The 15,762-nt window shown below is 68.7% G+C and carries 17 protein-coding genes; 9 read left to right on the forward strand and 8 right to left on the reverse strand.

Annotated features, from left to right (window positions below; translation table 11 throughout):
• Nucleotides 1–105: 105 nt before the first annotated feature.
• The 3 genes from HJG44_RS11060 to HJG44_RS11070 are packed head-to-tail and all read right to left on the reverse strand — an operon-like array spanning nucleotide 106 to nucleotide 2,121.
• Nucleotides 106–630, reverse strand: a complete 525-nt coding sequence (locus HJG44_RS11060; RefSeq protein ID WP_171218430.1) for a 2,4'-dihydroxyacetophenone dioxygenase family protein — start codon at nucleotides 628–630, stop codon at nucleotides 106–108.
• Nucleotides 631–643: 13 nt separating this feature from the next.
• Nucleotides 644–1,393, reverse strand: coding sequence for an SDR family NAD(P)-dependent oxidoreductase (locus HJG44_RS11065; protein ID WP_171218431.1), 750 nt, complete (start codon nucleotides 1,391–1,393; stop codon nucleotides 644–646).
• Nucleotides 1,390–2,121 carry a FadR/GntR family transcriptional regulator gene (locus tag HJG44_RS11070; protein ID WP_171218432.1) on the reverse strand — a complete coding sequence of 244 codons (732 nt, stop codon included), beginning with the start codon at nucleotides 2,119–2,121 and terminating at the stop codon, nucleotides 1,390–1,392. The genes HJG44_RS11065 and HJG44_RS11070 overlap by 4 nt, the downstream gene beginning before the upstream one ends.
• Nucleotides 2,122–2,545: 424 nt before the next feature.
• On the opposite strand from HJG44_RS11070, the gene HJG44_RS11075 reads away from it, so the two are divergent.
• From HJG44_RS11075 to HJG44_RS11095, 5 genes are all read left to right on the forward strand, one after another.
• Nucleotides 2,546–4,333 carry a peptide ABC transporter substrate-binding protein gene (locus tag HJG44_RS11075; RefSeq protein ID WP_171218433.1) on the forward strand — a complete coding sequence of 596 codons (1,788 nt, stop codon included), beginning with the start codon at nucleotides 2,546–2,548 and terminating at the stop codon, nucleotides 4,331–4,333.
• A 75-nt stretch (nucleotides 4,334–4,408) separates the two neighbouring features.
• Complete coding sequence (locus HJG44_RS11080; protein WP_171218434.1) at nucleotides 4,409–5,368, forward strand: ABC transporter permease; 960 nt, start codon at nucleotides 4,409–4,411, stop codon at nucleotides 5,366–5,368.
• Complete coding sequence (locus HJG44_RS11085; protein ID WP_171218435.1) at nucleotides 5,334–6,284, forward strand: ABC transporter permease; 951 nt, start codon at nucleotides 5,334–5,336, stop codon at nucleotides 6,282–6,284. Before HJG44_RS11080 ends, HJG44_RS11085 begins: the two co-directional genes overlap by 35 nt.
• An 8-nt stretch (nucleotides 6,285–6,292) precedes the next feature.
• Nucleotides 6,293–8,140, forward strand: a complete 1,848-nt coding sequence (locus HJG44_RS11090) for an ABC transporter ATP-binding protein (RefSeq protein WP_171218436.1) — start codon at nucleotides 6,293–6,295, stop codon at nucleotides 8,138–8,140.
• A 95-nt stretch (nucleotides 8,141–8,235) separates the two neighbouring features.
• Nucleotides 8,236–9,132 (forward strand): alpha/beta fold hydrolase, encoded by an 897-nt coding sequence (locus HJG44_RS11095; RefSeq protein ID WP_171218437.1) that lies wholly within the window; start codon nucleotides 8,236–8,238, stop codon nucleotides 9,130–9,132.
• On the opposite strand, the gene HJG44_RS11100 is transcribed toward HJG44_RS11095, so the two are convergent.
• Both HJG44_RS11100 and HJG44_RS11105 read right to left on the reverse strand, forming a co-directional pair.
• A complete protein-coding gene (locus tag HJG44_RS11100; protein WP_171218438.1) occupies nucleotides 9,126–9,578 on the reverse strand; it encodes a PaaI family thioesterase in 453 nt (150 codons plus the stop codon). The two genes, HJG44_RS11095 and HJG44_RS11100, sit on opposite strands and share 7 nt — an antisense overlap.
• Nucleotides 9,579–9,636: 58 nt before the next feature.
• Nucleotides 9,637–10,371 (reverse strand): trypsin-like serine protease, encoded by a 735-nt coding sequence (locus tag HJG44_RS11105; RefSeq protein ID WP_171218439.1) that lies wholly within the window; start codon nucleotides 10,369–10,371, stop codon nucleotides 9,637–9,639.
• Between the two features lie 266 nt (nucleotides 10,372–10,637).
• On the opposite strand from HJG44_RS11105, the gene HJG44_RS11110 reads away from it, so the two are divergent.
• Nucleotides 10,638–11,093 (forward strand): Ros/MucR family transcriptional regulator, encoded by a 456-nt coding sequence (locus tag HJG44_RS11110; protein WP_171218440.1) that lies wholly within the window; start codon nucleotides 10,638–10,640, stop codon nucleotides 11,091–11,093.
• A 42-nt stretch (nucleotides 11,094–11,135) separates the two neighbouring features.
• Here the strand turns inward: HJG44_RS11110 and HJG44_RS11115 are convergent, their stop codons facing one another.
• Nucleotides 11,136–11,951: an MBL fold metallo-hydrolase gene (locus HJG44_RS11115; RefSeq protein ID WP_171218441.1), complete on the reverse strand. Its 816-nt coding sequence runs from the start codon at nucleotides 11,949–11,951 to the stop codon at nucleotides 11,136–11,138.
• 136 nt (nucleotides 11,952–12,087) lie between these two features.
• On the opposite strand from HJG44_RS11115, the gene HJG44_RS11120 reads away from it, so the two are divergent.
• The gene (locus HJG44_RS11120) at nucleotides 12,088–12,390 is read left to right on the forward strand and encodes a hypothetical protein (protein ID WP_171218442.1); all 303 of its coding nucleotides are present in this window, start codon (nucleotides 12,088–12,090) and stop codon (nucleotides 12,388–12,390) included.
• An 82-nt stretch (nucleotides 12,391–12,472) separates the two neighbouring features.
• Entirely contained in the window at nucleotides 12,473–12,670 is a 198-nt protein-coding gene (locus HJG44_RS11125; RefSeq protein ID WP_171218229.1) for a hypothetical protein, read from the forward strand.
• A 48-nt stretch (nucleotides 12,671–12,718) separates the two neighbouring features.
• On the opposite strand, the gene HJG44_RS11130 is transcribed toward HJG44_RS11125, so the two are convergent.
• Complete coding sequence (locus HJG44_RS11130) at nucleotides 12,719–14,104, reverse strand: MmgE/PrpD family protein (protein ID WP_171218443.1); 1,386 nt, start codon at nucleotides 14,102–14,104, stop codon at nucleotides 12,719–12,721.
• A gap of 95 nt (nucleotides 14,105–14,199) precedes the next feature.
• On the opposite strand from HJG44_RS11130, the gene HJG44_RS11135 reads away from it, so the two are divergent.
• A complete protein-coding gene (locus HJG44_RS11135) occupies nucleotides 14,200–14,928 on the forward strand; it encodes an SDR family oxidoreductase (protein ID WP_171218444.1) in 729 nt (242 codons plus the stop codon).
• Nucleotides 14,929–14,935: 7 nt separating this feature from the next.
• Here HJG44_RS11135 and HJG44_RS11140 read toward each other — a convergent pair whose 3' ends face one another.
• Nucleotides 14,936–15,610, reverse strand: a complete 675-nt coding sequence (locus HJG44_RS11140) for a GntR family transcriptional regulator (protein ID WP_171218445.1) — start codon at nucleotides 15,608–15,610, stop codon at nucleotides 14,936–14,938.
• Nucleotides 15,611–15,762: the final 152 nt, after the last annotated feature.

The following is a 15,762-nucleotide window of genomic DNA, read 5'->3' on the forward strand; positions in this document are numbered from 1 at the left end:
ACGCGCCGTCTCGACGCACGCGGAACGGCAATGCGTCCTCCGAAACGCCCGCTGCGCGGGCTCCTCAGGATGACGAGGTGATTGCCAGCGCCCATCCGGATCACCTCATCGGATGAACTGGTCGATATAGTCCCCGCCTAGCCCGTTCTTCGTGTAGTGGGCCCGGCACTTGTCGATGCGGGTGAAGACGTCGTCGTAGCCGGTCGTCTTGCCGTCCGGGTCGACATAGATCATCGCGCCGTTCACCTGGAACAGCGTGATCATCTCCTCCACATGCGGGTCGACCACGAGGGTATGGGTCTCGCCCGGCGCCTCGTAGACATAGCCGCCTTCGGTCGCCACCCAGTCGTGCTCGAGATAGCGCCATTCGCCCTTGAGCACGAAGCCGTGGACGGGAAGAGGATGCCGGTGGCGGGAAAGCACGCCGGACTTCCTCACCTTGAGAAGGTTCATCCAGTAGCCGCGCGATACGCACATCAGCAGCGGCCGGAACCAGACGTTCTCCTCGACCGGCACCCAGATGCGCTCGTCCGTCGGGATCGCATTGGGGACGACCAGTTCCGGCGGGGATTCCTTCGGCTGCGGGTGGCGGTAGGGGACCCATTTCGGATTTGCGGGAGCTTCGGACATGGCAATGCTCCGGTCAGATCGTGAGATAGCCGCCGTCGACCGCGAGGATCGCGCCGGTGACGAAGCGGGCGGCGGGCGAGGCGAGGAAGAGGACGGCATCGGCCACCTCGTCGGGCGTGCCCCAGCGGCCCATGGGCGTGCGGGCGATGATCGGGGCAGCCCGCTCCGGGTCGTCCTGCAGCGCCTGGGTGAGGGGGGTCGCGATCCAGCCGGGCGCCACCGCGTTCACCCGCACGCCATCCTTCGCCCAGGCTGCCGCCAGGCTCTTCGTGAGCTGCCCGACCCCTCCCTTTGAGGCGCTGTAGCCCGGCTGGCGCGGCCCGCCGAAGAAGGTCAGCATGGAGGCGACGTTCACGACGGAGCCGCCGGATGCCGCGAGCTTCGGCTTCGCAGCGGAGGAGACCCGCATCGTCCCGGTGAGGTTCACGGCGACGACGTCGGCGAAGACCTCCGGGTCGTGCTCCGCGTCGCGCCGGATCATGCCGGCCGCGTTCACGAGCACGTCGATCGCCGGAAGCGCAGCGACGGCGGCCTCGATCGCGGCCGGGTCGCGCACGTCCAGGACCTGGAAGGCGATCCCGGCATTCGCGGCCTCGGCCTGCACGCGGTCCCGCTCGGGCCCGGTAGCGCCCGTCGCGGTCACGGCGGCGCCGACATCCCGGAAGGCGCGTGCGCAGGCGAGCCCGATGCCGCTCGTGCCGCCCGTCACCAGGACCGAGCGGTCCGCGAACAGGTCGGGGAGATATGTCCGTGTCCCGCTCATGCGGCGGCGCTCTCCCCTGCCTGTTCGCCGGCCGCGAGGGCGTCGCGGGTGCGGTTCAGGAGGCGGTTCATCCACTCGCGCGCCCGCTCGGGTTCGCCCGCCTCGATCGCCTCGAGCACGGCGAGGTGGTTCGGCAGGTTGCCTTCGAGGAGCGGAGCCGCGACGTCGAACACGGCGCTGAGGATCGCGTCGATCCCGGTCCGGAAGCTGCCGAGCACCGGGTTGTGGGTGGCGTCGAGGATCGCGAGGTGGAAGGCCTTGTCGGCCTCGATCGCGGCCTCGTGCTCGGCCACCGTCTCCTCCATCCGGAGATAGGCCGCACGGATGCGCGCCTTGTCCTCCGGCCCGGCGCGTTCGGCCGCGAGCGCCGCGGCGCCCGGCTCGATGATGCGTCTCGTTTCGTCGAGCGCGACCAGCAATTCGCGGTCGATCCCGCCGGCCCGGATCCATTGCAGCACGTCGCGGTCGAGCAGGCTCCAGTCGCGCCGGGGCAGCACATGCGTGCCGTAGCGCGGGCGGACCGTCACGAGGCCCTTGGTGGCCAGGATCTTGACCGCCTCGCGCACCACGCCGCGGCTCGCGCCGTAGCGGGTCTCCAGGTCGTGCTCCGGGGGCAGGGGCGCGCCGGGCGGGAATTCGCCGCGCGCGATGCCGCCGCCGAGCGTAGCGACCACCCTGCCGATCTTGCCGGGCTTGCTGCCCGGACGCGTGCCGATGGCGGGCTGCATCACGCGGCCCGATGAAAGGGTGCCGGAAACCGATGAGAAGCGGGCCCTCGCGGCGCGCGCGTGCCATGCCTCGGCATGACCATCCTCCCTGGTGCCCGCTCTGCGGCGGATCGGTCCAAAGCTGGCACGTCGGCGGCGCCGGCGCAACAAAGATCTGACCTTTAAGATCGGATGTTCGCCGGGCGGCATCGGGCGATGTGCAGGCCGCCCCGGCTCGACTTCCTGTTGTGGTCGGCGAGGCCCCCGGCTAGCCTGCTCGCGCAACAAGGAGGGACGAGCACAGGCAGCGCCTCCCGAAAGCCCGCCTGCCGGCGCCGTCCGGCCCCCGGCCGATGCCGAGGAGGCTGGCGCGAGCCTTGCGACACGGGCGCCGCTTGGAGGCGGCGATCGGTGCCGACCGCCACAAACGAGCGGAGGGGTTCGCATGACCGAGCACGAGCTTCGAGATCTGATCGCCGAGGTGGCCGAGGGCCGGCTGTCCAGGCGCGGTTTCGTGCGGCGGATGCTGGCGCTCGGGCTGACCGCCCCCATGGCTGGGATGATGCTGGCCCATTCCGGCGTCGCCTTCGCGGATGCCACACTGCCCTACAAGCCGACCAAGGCCGGCGGCGGCGGCCTTCTCAAGGTGCTGCTCTGGCAGGCGCCCACCCTGCTCAACCCGCATTTCGCGAGCGGCACAAAGGATCAGATCGCCTCGCGCATCTTCTTCGAGCCGCTCGCCGGCTGGGACAAGGAGGGCAACCTCATCCCGCAACTGGCCGCGGAGGTGCCGAGCCGGGAGAACGGCGGCCTCTCGGCCGACGGCCGGGAGGTGACCTGGAAGCTGAAGCGGAACGTGAAGTGGCATGACGGCAAGCCCTTCACGGCCGACGACGTCGTCTTCACCGCCGAATACGCCGCCGACCCTGCCACGGCCGCCTTCACGACGGGTGCGTACACCAACATCAAGGTCGAGAAGATCGACGACCATACGGTCAAGATCACCTTCAGGGAGCCCACCCCGTTCTGGGCCGACCCCTTCGTGGGCGTCACCGGCCAGATCCTGCCGAAGCACCATTTCGGCGAGTACAAGGGGGCGAAGTCGCGCGAGGCGCCGGCCAACCTCAAGCCCGTCGGCACCGGGCCGTACAAGTTCGTCGACTTCAAGCCGGGCGACGTCCTGACCGGCGAGCGCAACCCGGATTACCACGTCCCGAACCAGCCCTTCTTCGACCGGCTCGAGGTGAAGGGCGGCGGCGACGCCGTCTCCGCCGCGCGCGCGGTGCTGCAGACCGGCGAGTACGATTATGCCTGGAACCTGCAGGTCGAGGACGACGTCCTCAAGCGCATGGAGACGGGCGGCCGCGGCCGGGTCAGCACGGTGGTTTCGGGCGACATCGAGTTCATCATCCTGAACACGACCGACCCCTGGACGGAGGTCGACGGGGAGCGCTCCAGCGTCAAGACGAAGCATCCGACGCTGTCGGACCCGAAGGTGCGCGAGGCGATCAACCTGCTGATCGACCGCGACTCGATCCAGAAGTTCATCTACGGGCGCGGCGGCACGGCCACGGCGAGCTTCGTGAACCAGCCGCCGCGGTTCAAGTCGCAGAAGCTGAAATACGAGTTCAGCATCGAGAAGGCGAACAAGATCCTCGACGACGCCGGTTACAAGCGCGGCTCGGACGGCATCCGCGAGAAGGACGGCAAGAAGCTCAAATACGTCTTCCAGACCTCGATCAACGCGCCGCGCCAGAAGACGCAGGCCATCATCAAGCAGGCCTGCCAGAGAGCGGGCATCGACCTCGAGTTGAAGTCGGTCACCGCGTCGGTGTTCTTCTCCTCCGACGTCGCCAATCCGGATACCTACACGAAGCTCTACTGCGACATGGAGATGTACACGACGACCCAGCCGCAGCCCGACCCCGAGCGCTTCCTCAACCAGTTCGTCTCCTGGGAGATCGCCAACAAGGAGAACAAGTGGCTCGGCCGCAACGTGTCCCGTTACTCGGACCCTGCGGCGGACGAAGCCTACCGGGCTGCCCAGAAGGAGCTCGATCCGGTCAAGCGGGCAGCCCTGCTGATCAAGGTCAACGAGATATTCTGCGAGGCCCACGTGATCCTGCCGCTCCTGTCGCGGACGCGCGTCGCGGCCGGCGCGAGCAATCTCATGTTCGACCACTCGGGCTGGGACGTGGATACCTGGAACATCGCCGCCTGGTACCGCACCTGATGGCTGGCACCGCGCGTTCGATGGCCGCGCGGTGCCGGGCCAGTCCGAAGCCGATTCTCTGACGAGCACGGGCTGATGGCGACCTATCTGCTGCGCCGTTTCCTCATCGCGATCCCGAGCCTTCTCGGCATCAGCCTGGTGCTGTTCACCGTGCTGGCCCTGGCGCCGGGCGATCCCTTCGAGGAACTCGCCACCAACCCCAACGTGCCGCCCGAGGTGCGCACCGCGCTCCGGGCCAAGTTCGGCATCGACGATCCCGTGATGGTGCGCTACCTGCGCTGGCTGGCCGCGATGGCGCAGGGCGACTGGGGGTTCTCCTTCGCCAGCCGAATCGACGTGGACCAGCTGATCCTGCAGCGCGTGCCCGTCACGCTCTTCGTCATCGGCTCGTCGCAGATCCTGGCGCTCGCGATCGCCCTGCCCATCGGCATCTACGCGGCGATGCGGCCCTATTCCGTCTTCGACCAGATCGCGAACACGCTCGCCTTCGTCGGCTTCTCGCTCCCGACCTTCTTCACCGGCCTCCTCTTCATCCTGCTGTTCTCCATCCAGCTCGATTGGCTGCCCTTCGTCTACCGGTCGGACATCTCGGCCGAGGGCTGGCGCTGGTACTGGGAGCATCTGCGCCAGGCCATCATGCCGATCATGGTGCTCGGCTTCTTCCAGGCCGCCTCCTACACGCGCTATGTCCGCTCCTCCGTCCTCGACGTCGCGCGGCTCGACTACGTGACGACGGCCCGCGCCAAGGGCCTCGACGAGAGGACGGTGACTCTCCGCCACGTCTCGCGCAACGCGCTCATCCCGGTCGTGACGCTCGTCGCCCTGCAGATGCCGGCGGTATTCGGCGGAGCGATCGTGACCGAGCAGATCTTCCGCGTTCCCGGGATCGGCTCCCTCCTTATCAGCGCGATGCTGGCCAACGACACGCCCGTCATCATGGCAGTCACCTTCGTGTTCGCCTGCCTCGTCGTCCTGTTCAATCTCATCGCGGACCTGCTGTATGGCTGGCTCGACCCTCGCATCTCGTTCGGCTGAGCCGGCGCTCGCCGCCGAGCCGTCGACCGCCGTCGACCCTGCCGTCCCGCCCGGGCGGGAGACGTGGCGGCGCTTCCGCCGGCACAGGCTCGCCATGGCGAGCACGGGTGTCCTCGCCATCCTGGTTGCCGGCGTCCTGGTCGGTCCCCTTCTCTGGCCGGTTCCCATCGACGAGATCGATTTCTCGGCGCGGCTCGCGACCCCGTCCGCGGACCATCCCTTCGGCACGGACGATCTCGGGCAGGATCTGCTGGCCCGCATGATGTATGGCGGGCGGATATCGCTCGCGGTCGGCTTCGCCGCCATGCTCGTGGCGACGGTGGTCGGGACCGTGATCGGGGCGATCGCCGGCATGTCGCGGCGCTATCTCGACCCGGTCCTCATGTGGGTGACGGACCTGTTCCTCTCCCTGCCGCAGCTGCCGCTCCTTCTTCTCGTCATCTATCTTTTCCGCGACGAGCTGAAGGCGGTCTTCGGGGTCGAGGGGGGCGTCTTCATCATGATCGTCGTGGTGATCGGCGGCCTGCGCTGGATGCCGGTCGCGCGCCTCGTCCGCGCCCAGTTCCTGTCTCTGCGCGAGAAGGAGTTCGTCGAGGCGGTGCGTGCGATGGGCGCGTCCAGGTGGCGCCTCGTCGTGCGCCACATCCTGCCCAACGCGATCGGCCCGGTCATCGTCGCCGGCACGATCGAGGTCTCTGCCGCCATCATCGCGGAATCGACGCTGTCCTTCCTGGGGCTCGGGTTTCCGCCCGATATCCCGACCTGGGGCCGCCTCCTCTTCGACGCCAAGGACCATCTCGACGTCGCGCCGCACTGGGCGCTGTTCCCGGGGGCGGCGATCTTCCTGACCGTGCTGTCCATCAACTTCATCGGTGACGGCCTGCGCGATGCCTTCGACCCGCGCCGGGTCATGTGACAGGGGCCATGACGACACATCCCGTCCTGTCCGTCGACAAGCTCTCTACCGCGTTCCGCGTCGAGAGACGGTGGCGCGAGGTCGTGCGCAGCGTCTCCTTCACGATCGGCCCGAAGGAGACGGTGGCGCTGGTCGGCGAGTCAGGCTCGGGCAAGAGCGTCACGGCGCTCTCGCTCATGCGGCTTACCCCGCGCGATTCGAGCCGCATCACCGGCAGCGTGATCCTCGGCGGCCGCGATCTCCTCCAGCTCCCGGACGCCGCGATGCGCCAGGTGCGCGGCGACGAGATCGCGATGATCTTCCAGGAGCCGATGACGAGCCTGAACCCGGTTCTCACCATCGGCTTCCAGATCGCGGAGGCGCTTATCCTGCATCGCGGCATGTCGCGCGCCGAGGCCGAAGCCGAGACGGTCCGCCTCCTCGACAAGGTCCGGATTCCGGCCGCGACGTCGCGGATCCACGATTATCCGCACCGCTTCTCGGGCGGCATGCGCCAGCGCGTCATGATCGCCATGGCGCTCGCCTGCCGGCCGAAGCTGCTCATCGCCGACGAGCCGACGACCGCCCTCGACGTGACCATCCAGGCCCAGATCCTGGAACTGATCAAGCTGCTCCAGGAAGAGGAAGGCATGTCCGTCCTCTTCATCACGCACGACATGGGTGTCGTGGCCGAAATCGCGGACCGGACGGTCGTCATGTATGGCGGCGAGGCGGTCGAGACAGGCACGACGGCGGACATCTTCGCGCGGCCCGCCCATCCCTATACCCGCATGCTCCTCTCGGCCGTGCCGCGGCTCGGATCCATGGCCGGGCATCCCCATCCGGTGCCGTTCCCGAAGATCGACCGCACCACCGGCCTGCCGGCGCCGCCGGAGGAGATACCGGACACCGTCGCCCGCGCCGAACGCCCGGTGCTCGAGGTGCAGGACCTCACCACCCGGTTCGAAATCCGCGGCGGCCTTCTGGGCCGGGCGCGCGGGCGGGTTCACGCGGTCGAGAAGGTCTCCTTCGACCTCCGCCAGGGCGAGACGCTCGCGCTCGTGGGCGAATCCGGCTGCGGCAAGTCCACGACAGGCCGCTCCGTGATGCGGCTCATCGAGCCGCTATCGGGCTCCGTGCTCCTCGACGGGGAGGACATCATGGCGCTCGGGGAACGCGAACTGCGCGAGCGGCGCCGGAAGATGCAGATGATCTTCCAGGATCCGTTCGCGAGCCTCGACCCGCGCATGACGGTCGGCGCCGCCATCGCCGAGCCGCTCGTCATCAACAGGCTCGCGAGCCGTGCGGAGGCGCGCGAAAAGACTGCGGAGCTGCTCCGTCGCGTCGGGCTCTCGCCCGACATGGCGGGCCGCTTCCCGCACGAATTCTCCGGTGGGCAGCGGCAGCGCATCTGCATCGCGCGCGCGCTCGCAGTCCGGCCGCGGCTGATCGTGGCGGACGAGTCGGTCTCCGCGCTCGACGTCTCGGTGAAGGCGCAGGTCGTCAACCTGATGCTCGAGCTCCAGGCGGGGATGAAGCTCGCCTATCTCTTCATCTCGCACGACATGGCCGTCGTCGAACGGGTCAGCCATCGGGTCGCCGTCATGTATCTCGGCGAGATCGTCGAGATCGGGCCGCGCGCGGAGATCTTCGGCAACCCGCAGCATTCCTACACGCGGCGCCTGCTGGAGGCGGTGCCCGTTCCGGACCCGGCGAGACGGCGCGAAAAGCACCGCCTGTCCAACGAGGAGCTGAAGAGCCCGATCCGGCCGCTCGACTACGTGCCGCCCGAGCGGCTCTATCGCGAGGTCTCGCCAGGGCACATGGTCCAGGTTTCGGACAGCGCGCCTCCGCTTCCCGTGGTGGCGGCGGCCTGAGCTGCGCCGGCGGAGCAGACCGGTTATCCGTGCTGGACGGTGCGGGACGCGGTTATCGGCAGGTTCCGCCGAAGAGCCGGGCAGGACACGAAGCGATGACACACGGCGATCTTGCCGAGCCCGAGGCCAGGCTCAGGCGACGGACATTCGACATCGGCGATGCGGAGGGCGGCCGCCTCTCGGCGATCGAGTTCGGCCCGGCCGAGGGGTCGCTGGACCTGATCTTTCTCCACGCCAACGGCTTCAATGGCCGCACCTACCGGACGATCCTGGAGCCGCTTGCGTCCGAGCGGCGCATCCTGGCCGTCGACCAGCGCGGTCATGGCCGGACCACGCTGCCGGCGGAGCCTCGCTCCGGGCGCCGGAGCTGGGACGATCTTGCGGCCGATCTCGTCGCGATACTCGACCGCCTTGATGGCCCGCCCGTCACGCTCGCGGGCCATTCGATGGGCGGCACGGCGTCGGTTCTCGCGGCCGTGCAGAGGCCCGACCGGGTGCGCCGGCTTGTCCTGTTCGACCCTGTGATCCTGCCGTGGCCGGTGACGATGGCGCTCCGGTTCGGCATTCCGGCCCGGCGCTTCAAGGACCTTCGCTCGCTTGCCGAGGGCGCGCTGCGCCGCAAGGCGTCGTTTCCGTCCCGCGAGGCGGCGCTCGCTGCGTATACGGGACGCGGCGCCTTCCGGACATGGCGGCCCGAGCAGCTCGCCGACTATGTCGCGGACGGGTTCAGGGTCGCTCCGGCGGGCGGGGTCGAGCTCGCCTGCGCGCCGGCCTGGGAAGCCTCGAACTTCCTGAGCCATGCGCACGACGTCTGGGGCGCGCTGCGAAAGCTCCGGTGCCCCGTCCGCATCATCAGGGCCGAGAAGGGCAGCACCTGCGCCGTCACGCGGCCGCTCGCGTCCGGGATGATGGTCGAGACCGTCCCGGGCACGACACATTTCCTGCCGATGGAGCGCCCGGAGCGCGTCCGCGCTGCGCTGCTGGGTCAGTGAGGTGAGGGCGGGGCGGCCGGCGTCTTCGGAGGCTCCCCGACCAGCGCGTAGGCGCTCGCGACGTGGGCGGACGGTGCGTCGTCACCCTCCGGCCGCAGGAACACTTCCCCGAAGGCCATGGTGCGGCCGAGGCGGAGGATGCGCCCCTCCGCGATCACGTCCCTGCCGGCGATCGCGCGCATGAAGTTCGTGCTCTGGTTCACGGTCGTCATCGGCTTGAAACCGCCGAGCGCGCTCGAGATCACGAAGACCATCGCGGTATCCGCCAGCGCCATCAGTGCCTGACCGCAGACGGTTCCGCCCACCCGCGCGAGCCGCGGGTCGAAAGGCATGCGCAGCGTCGCCGCCCCGAGTTCGACGCGCTCGACCGTGAGCCGCAGGTCGCGCACCCAGGGCGCGAAGAGCTCATCGAGCATGGCATTGGCTTGAGGGACCGTGAGGGTCATCGGCGCTCCTGGAGACAGCAGGTCGCAGTAGCGCGCCGCGCCGGGTGCGGAAACCCGGCTACCAGGCGGCCGGGTTGGCCGGCGCGATGATCACGGTGTCGCCGCAGGGCGGCTCGCGGGTGATGACGGCGCTCGCCACGCCCCAGACACGCGTTCCGCCGCGGCCTTCGGCGATGACCGGTCCGCCGGAATCGCCCTGGCATACGAGGGCGCCGATCGCGCGCGCGATCGTAAGGCCGCTATTCGTGACCGCGATGGGCCGCAACTGGGCCGTCTTCAGGATGCCGGTCCCTTCGGCAGAGAGCCCTGCGCCGGCGAGGCGGAGGCGCAGCGGAATGCTCTCGGGCTCGCGCTCGACCGTGATGGGCCGGCGGCGGCTGACCGGGCGCTCGAGCTTCAGGACGGCGGTGTCGAGCGACAGTTCGGACAGGCGGGTGACGTATTCGCGCGGGACTTCGTCGGCCAGCACGGCGTAGCGGGCGACGGCTGCAACCCGCAGCGGCGGTCGTACCGGGCGCGGCCCGTCGAAGAACACGACCGCGGCCGCAAGCGGGCTGCCCCGCACGCAGTGGGCGGCCGTCAGGACGAGGTCCGGCGCGATCAGCACGCCGGAGCAGCGGTTGAACCCGATCGCCTCGCCGCCATCCACCAGGGTGCCGACCGCAACCGTGGCGCGCGCGAGCGGATCCCTCGCCCGCGCGAATGCGCCTCCCTCGATCGCCCGCGCGTCCAGGTTCGCGAGCAGCATCGCGATCAGCGTGGCAAGAAGCGGAGCGCGGCGGAGGAGCGCCATCCTCGTTTCCCCGGTGGTGAAGACGAGGCTCACTTAGGAACGGCCGCACGGGCCGCAAGCGTCGGGACGGCGTACCGGCGCTGCGGTCCTCATCCGGCCGTCGCCGCTCTCGAGTGCCCGGCGCGCGGAATTGGCGGGTGTCTTCTCCTTGGAACCGCAATAAGGAAACGCGCTCGCAAGCATAAAGCGGAAAGCGGCTCTTATTCGCTTGACGTATTTACTCGCGCGGATCACATGCGCTCCAAGCGTGTCGGCAGGAGGCCAGTATGAACGAGCAAGAACAAACCATTTCCCCTGAGTACACCGAGCTTACGGCCGATATCGTCGCGGCTTTCGTGGCGAATAACGCGGTCACCATCGCGGATTTGCCGAAGCTCATCGCATCCGTGCATGGCGCACTTACCGACCTCGGCACGCGCCGGCCAGAAGCTCCTGCCGAGAAGCCGGTTCCCCCCGTCTCGATCAAGAAATCGATCACGCCCGATTACCTGATCAGCCTTGAGGACGGACGGCAGTACAAGTCGCTGAAGCGCCATCTTGCCGGGCGCGGGCTTACGCCGGAGCAGTACCGGCGGAAATGGGGCCTTCCCCCAGACTATCCGATGGTCGCCCCCAGCTACGCCAAGCAGCGGTCGGAACTCGCCAAGGCGCTCGGTCTCGGCCGTCCACGCGCCAAGCCTGCCCCCGCGCAGAAGCGGGGCGGCCGCCGCAAAGCCGCCTGACAGCGCAGGGTCCCGGCCGCGCGTCTTAGCGTCGGAGGGTGCTTATTCCTCCGGGCGCTCCAGCGAGGCGATATGCCGCTCGACCGAGGCCTGGACCCGCTGCTTCCCGTCCTGCGGGATTACGGCGTGCCAGAATGCTCCGTACACCGCATCGAACGGATAGGGGGCGATCCGGTCGCGGATGGCCAGAACTGCGGCGGCTCCGAGCGGGATGAAGTTCGGATAGCTCCGCATGAAGCCGACATGCTTCCGGTCGGCTACAACCTGGAGGATGTCTCCCGAAAGCAGCGCGCCGCGGCCCCCCGCACTATCGGCCCAGTGGAGCACCGTTCCGCCGGCATAGTGGCCGCCGGCGCGAACGAGAGTGAGGCCGGAGCCTATCGCCTTTGCCTCGCCGTCCCAGAAGTCGAGGCATGGATCCGGTCGCATCACCCACTGCCGATCGGCGGCGTGCAGGTGCACCGGAATGCCCCCGAAGGCGTGGCTCCACTCGACCATGGTTGTGTAGTAGTGGGGATGCGAGATCGCGAGCGCCGTGAGCCCGCCGATCCCCCGGATCAACTCCACCATCACGTCATCCACCAGGCTGATGCAGTCCCACAGCACGTTCCCGTGCGGCGTGCGGACCAGCAGCGCACGCTGGCCGATCGCGAAATGCGGGCTCATGCCGATGCCGAGGATCCCGCAATCGTCCCGGAAGGTCGGCATGTGGCCGAGCCGGAGCCGGTCGAGCGTCGTCCAGCCCTGGCCGGAGAACGGCACGTATTGCCGTTCGTCCGTGCAGATCGGGCAGGCTGCCGGCGGGCTCCCGGACGGCGCATGCTGCGTTCCGCATGCCGTGCATATGAAGGCCGCCATGTCTCGCTCCATCATGCGCGGCGTTGCGCTTCGGTAGGGTTAAGACGACCTCACCAGAATGGGGGCGAGTTAACGAGGCGTTAACCAAAGCGGCAAGAGGTTATCCCCGCGCAGAATGCAGCGGAGACTCAAGCTCGTGACGACGACTTCCCCAGCCTTCGTCAAAGCGCCCGGGATCGATCGCGTGTCGAGCCTCAGGCGGATCCTAAACCTCGCAGGACGCGAAAACTCCCGCATGGTGGCGGCGACGATCGGCGGACATTTGCAGGCCCTGGCGATCGAGTTGCCGACGATGCCGGCTTTGACGGACGCGACCGAGGCGGTCCGGGATGCGAGCCTCGGCTTCCTGACATCCCTTCACGGCAAGGGAGATCCGGTCACGGCCCGTCACCACGTCCTCAGCTCGGTCGATCGCCTGGAAGCCTGCCTCACGACCTGAAGAAGAATTGCCGGATCGCAAATTCTGAGAGTTGTCCACAGGCGGACAGTTGACGGGTCATCGACTCAGTTCCGGCGACTCAGTGAAGCTGAAATCCCGCAGCAACAGGGGATTTACTGCGATGGCCAAGAAACCAGCAGCGGCGGCCGCGAAGAAAGAAGCGGCCCCCGCAGCAAAATCCACGACCAAGGCTAAGGCTGCTCCCGCCAAGAAGGCTGCCGCGGCTCCGGCTCCGACAGCGCCGGCCAAGAGCAAAGCGGCGGCGACCAAGAAGAAATAGGCGAAAGACTTGTTCCGGAGCCGGCAGGCGGGCCGGCTCCGGCGTTCCTCAGAGGACCGTGGCGCCCGGCGGACGCGTCGTTCGCATAAGCGGCCCGATGTCAGCGACATCGTCCAGGCGCCAGAGGGCCTCGATGATCCGCTCGGCGTCGCAGCCCGTGCCTCCGGCTGCGACCGCCATCCGAGCCTTGCTCTCCAGATCGGCATCGCTCAGGGGTCGCTCGGCGCTGCCCCGGGCGTGCAGCACCGTCCATGAGACGGTTCGTCCGTCCTTCAGCCGCGCCTCGACGGTCGCCGCGCCGGGCGGCAGCCCGGGATCGATCTCGCCTCTGACCTTTGCCCGGAATGCCACGATCTCGGGCGCCTCCACGCAATCCGCCTCGAACTCGCGCATGCCAGCAGCGCCGCGGAGGAGCCCGATGGCGGCGGCGTGATGGAGGCTGACGCGGGCATCGCGCGCGTTCCCGACCGCTCTGTCCCCGCGGGCGAGGAGGAGCGCGTCGCCTTTCACCACCACCTCTTCGATCAAGCCAGGATCCATGGCGTGCCGCTCGCGCAGCGCGAGGCAGGCATCGATCACGGCGTGGAACACGATGCCGCAAGGGTACGGCTTGAAGGCGTCGAGCGCGAACTCCCAGGACCGGCCCAGCTCTCGCAGGCCCGCTTCCACGTCGGGGACATCGCCGCAGGCACGGGCCCAGCCGAGAGGCCCTTCGATCGCGGTTGGCGCGGCCTCGTAGCCGGCGCGCGCCAGATGGGCGGCCAGGATGCCGTTCCGCGCGGCCACGCCGACGCTCGCGTTCTTTCCCGCGCTCGGCAGGTTCTCGATATTGCCCGCCGCAAGGCTCGAGGCGATGCCGAGCGCGTGGGCGCTCCTGACGCCGTCGAGCCGCATGAGTCTTGCGGCGGCGGCAGCCGCTCCGAACGTGCCGCAGGTCGAGGTGATGTGCCAGCCCCGCGCGTAATGGCCGGGCGATACCATGTTGCCGATGCGGCATGCGATCTCCGCGCCGAGCACGAAGGCCGCGAGGACCTCGGCCCCGCCCGATCCGAGCTGCTCCCCGAGAGCAAGCGCCACCGGCGCGACGGGTGAGGTCGGGTGGATGATGGTCGGCAGATGCGTGTCGTCGAAGTCGAGGAGGTTCATCGCGATCGCGTTCACGAAGGCGGCCTCCGCGGGGCGGAGGCGCTCCGGGCGGCCGAGCACGGTCGCGATCCCGGCCCCGCCCAGCTCCTGCATCACGGAGGCGGCCTGCTTCACCGGCTCGTCGCGCGCGGATCCCAACGCCGTCGCGACACCGTTCAGGATGGCCCGCCTGCCCTGGTGGCGGAGCGGGCCGGGCAGCGACCGCGTTCCGGCAAGGAAGCATCCCAGCGTCGCCGCAACGGATTCCGGACGATTCTCGCCCTCCGCTCCGTCTTTCCTTCCGCTCATCTCTCCTCCGCTCCCGGCCGCTCCACGCGAACTCGCTTGGAGATTGCCTGACGATATGCTTGCCAGTTCACGACGGAGGCAAGCAGGAGGAGCCGATGGGAGAGATCGTTCTGTTGACGGGGGCCGCCGGCGGCATGGGCCGGGCCATCGCCAGGGCCGCGGTGGCGGGCGGGCGGCGCATCGTGTTGGCCGATCGTGACGGTCCTGCGCTCGAAGCCTTCGCGGCCGAGCTCGGGGAGGCCGCCTGTCCCATCCGCCTCGACATCACGGACCATCCGGAGGTCGACGGGCTTTCGGACAGCATCCCGGAGGCGTTCCGGCCGATCGACGTGCTGATCAACAATGCCGGTCACGACATCGGCGGGCGCACCAGATTCGATCTCGGCTCCGCGGACGACTGGACGAACATCGTCGCCACGAACCTGATCGGCACGATGCGGATAACTCGCGCGGTCCTGCCCGCGATGGTCGCACGCAACCACGGCCACGTGGTCAATATCAGCTCGATCAACGCCGTCCGGATCATCCCCGACATGGCGGCCTATAGCACCAGCAAGGCGGGCGTCCGGATGTTCACGGAGACGATCCGAGGAGAGCTCGCCGAGACGGCCATCCGGGTGACGGAGATCCTGCCGGGCCTGACCCGCACGGGCATCATCCGCACGCGCTATCGCGGCGACCGCGAGAAGGAGCAGGCCTATTTCGACCAGTTCGGAATGGCGCTGGACCCAGAGGACGTCGCGCGCACGATCATGTTCGCGCTCGACCAGCCCCCGCATGTGCAGATCGCGGAGATCATGGTGCTCCCCGTGAACCGGTTCTGACCTAAGCTCAGTCCTTGAGCTTGGCGATCGCGACCTTGGAGGCCTCCGCGATATGGCGCATGGAGGCCTGGAACGCCGCCTCGGGGTCGCGCGCCGCGATCGCCTTCAGGACGGCGCGGATCTCCCTCATGCTGCCGGGCAGCCGCTTCGGGCTGGACAGGGAGACGCGCCGCAGCTGCGTGATGCGGGCGTTCATCGTCCGCAGCATGGACGGGATGATGACGTTCTGCGAGCCTGCGAGCAGCACGTCGTAGAAGGCCTTCTTGGCGACAAGTATCCGCTCGACGTCCTGGCTGGCATAGGCTTCTTCGAGCCGGTCGACGCTGCCGGCGAGCTCCTGCACCTGCTCGTCCGAGGCCTTTTCGGCGAAGAGCTTGGCGGCGAGCGCCTCGAGCACGCCGCGCACCTCGTAGATGCTCGCCGCATCCTGCGCGGTCAGCGTGGTCACCAGGGGCCCGCGATTCGGGATCGTGTTGATCAGCCCCTCGCTCTCGAGCTCCCGCAGCGCCTCGCGGACGGAGGGCCGGCTGACGCCCAGCAGGTCGCAGAGATCCTTTTCGACGAGCCTTTGGCCGGGCGCGAAGCGCCCGCTGGTGATCGCGGTGCGGAGCGTCTCCACCACCTGGCTGCGGACCGGGGCGGCGACCGGCGCCACCCGCATCGAGTTGTCGAATGTCTTCATGGGGGGGCTCAGGGCTGCGTCTGCCGAACGGGAATGATCCTGCCGGGTTCCACTCTGGAGCGTGGCTCCCGGCATGTGCATGGGGCGCGCCAGTCTGTCCACAGGCCGCTCCCTCCCGTTGCCGCGACTGCCCCGGTACGGAGGGCGGTTCC

The organism is Enterovirga aerilata, assembly GCF_013044135.1.
GTDB classification, from domain to species: Bacteria; Pseudomonadota; Alphaproteobacteria; order Rhizobiales; family Beijerinckiaceae; genus Enterovirga; species Enterovirga aerilata.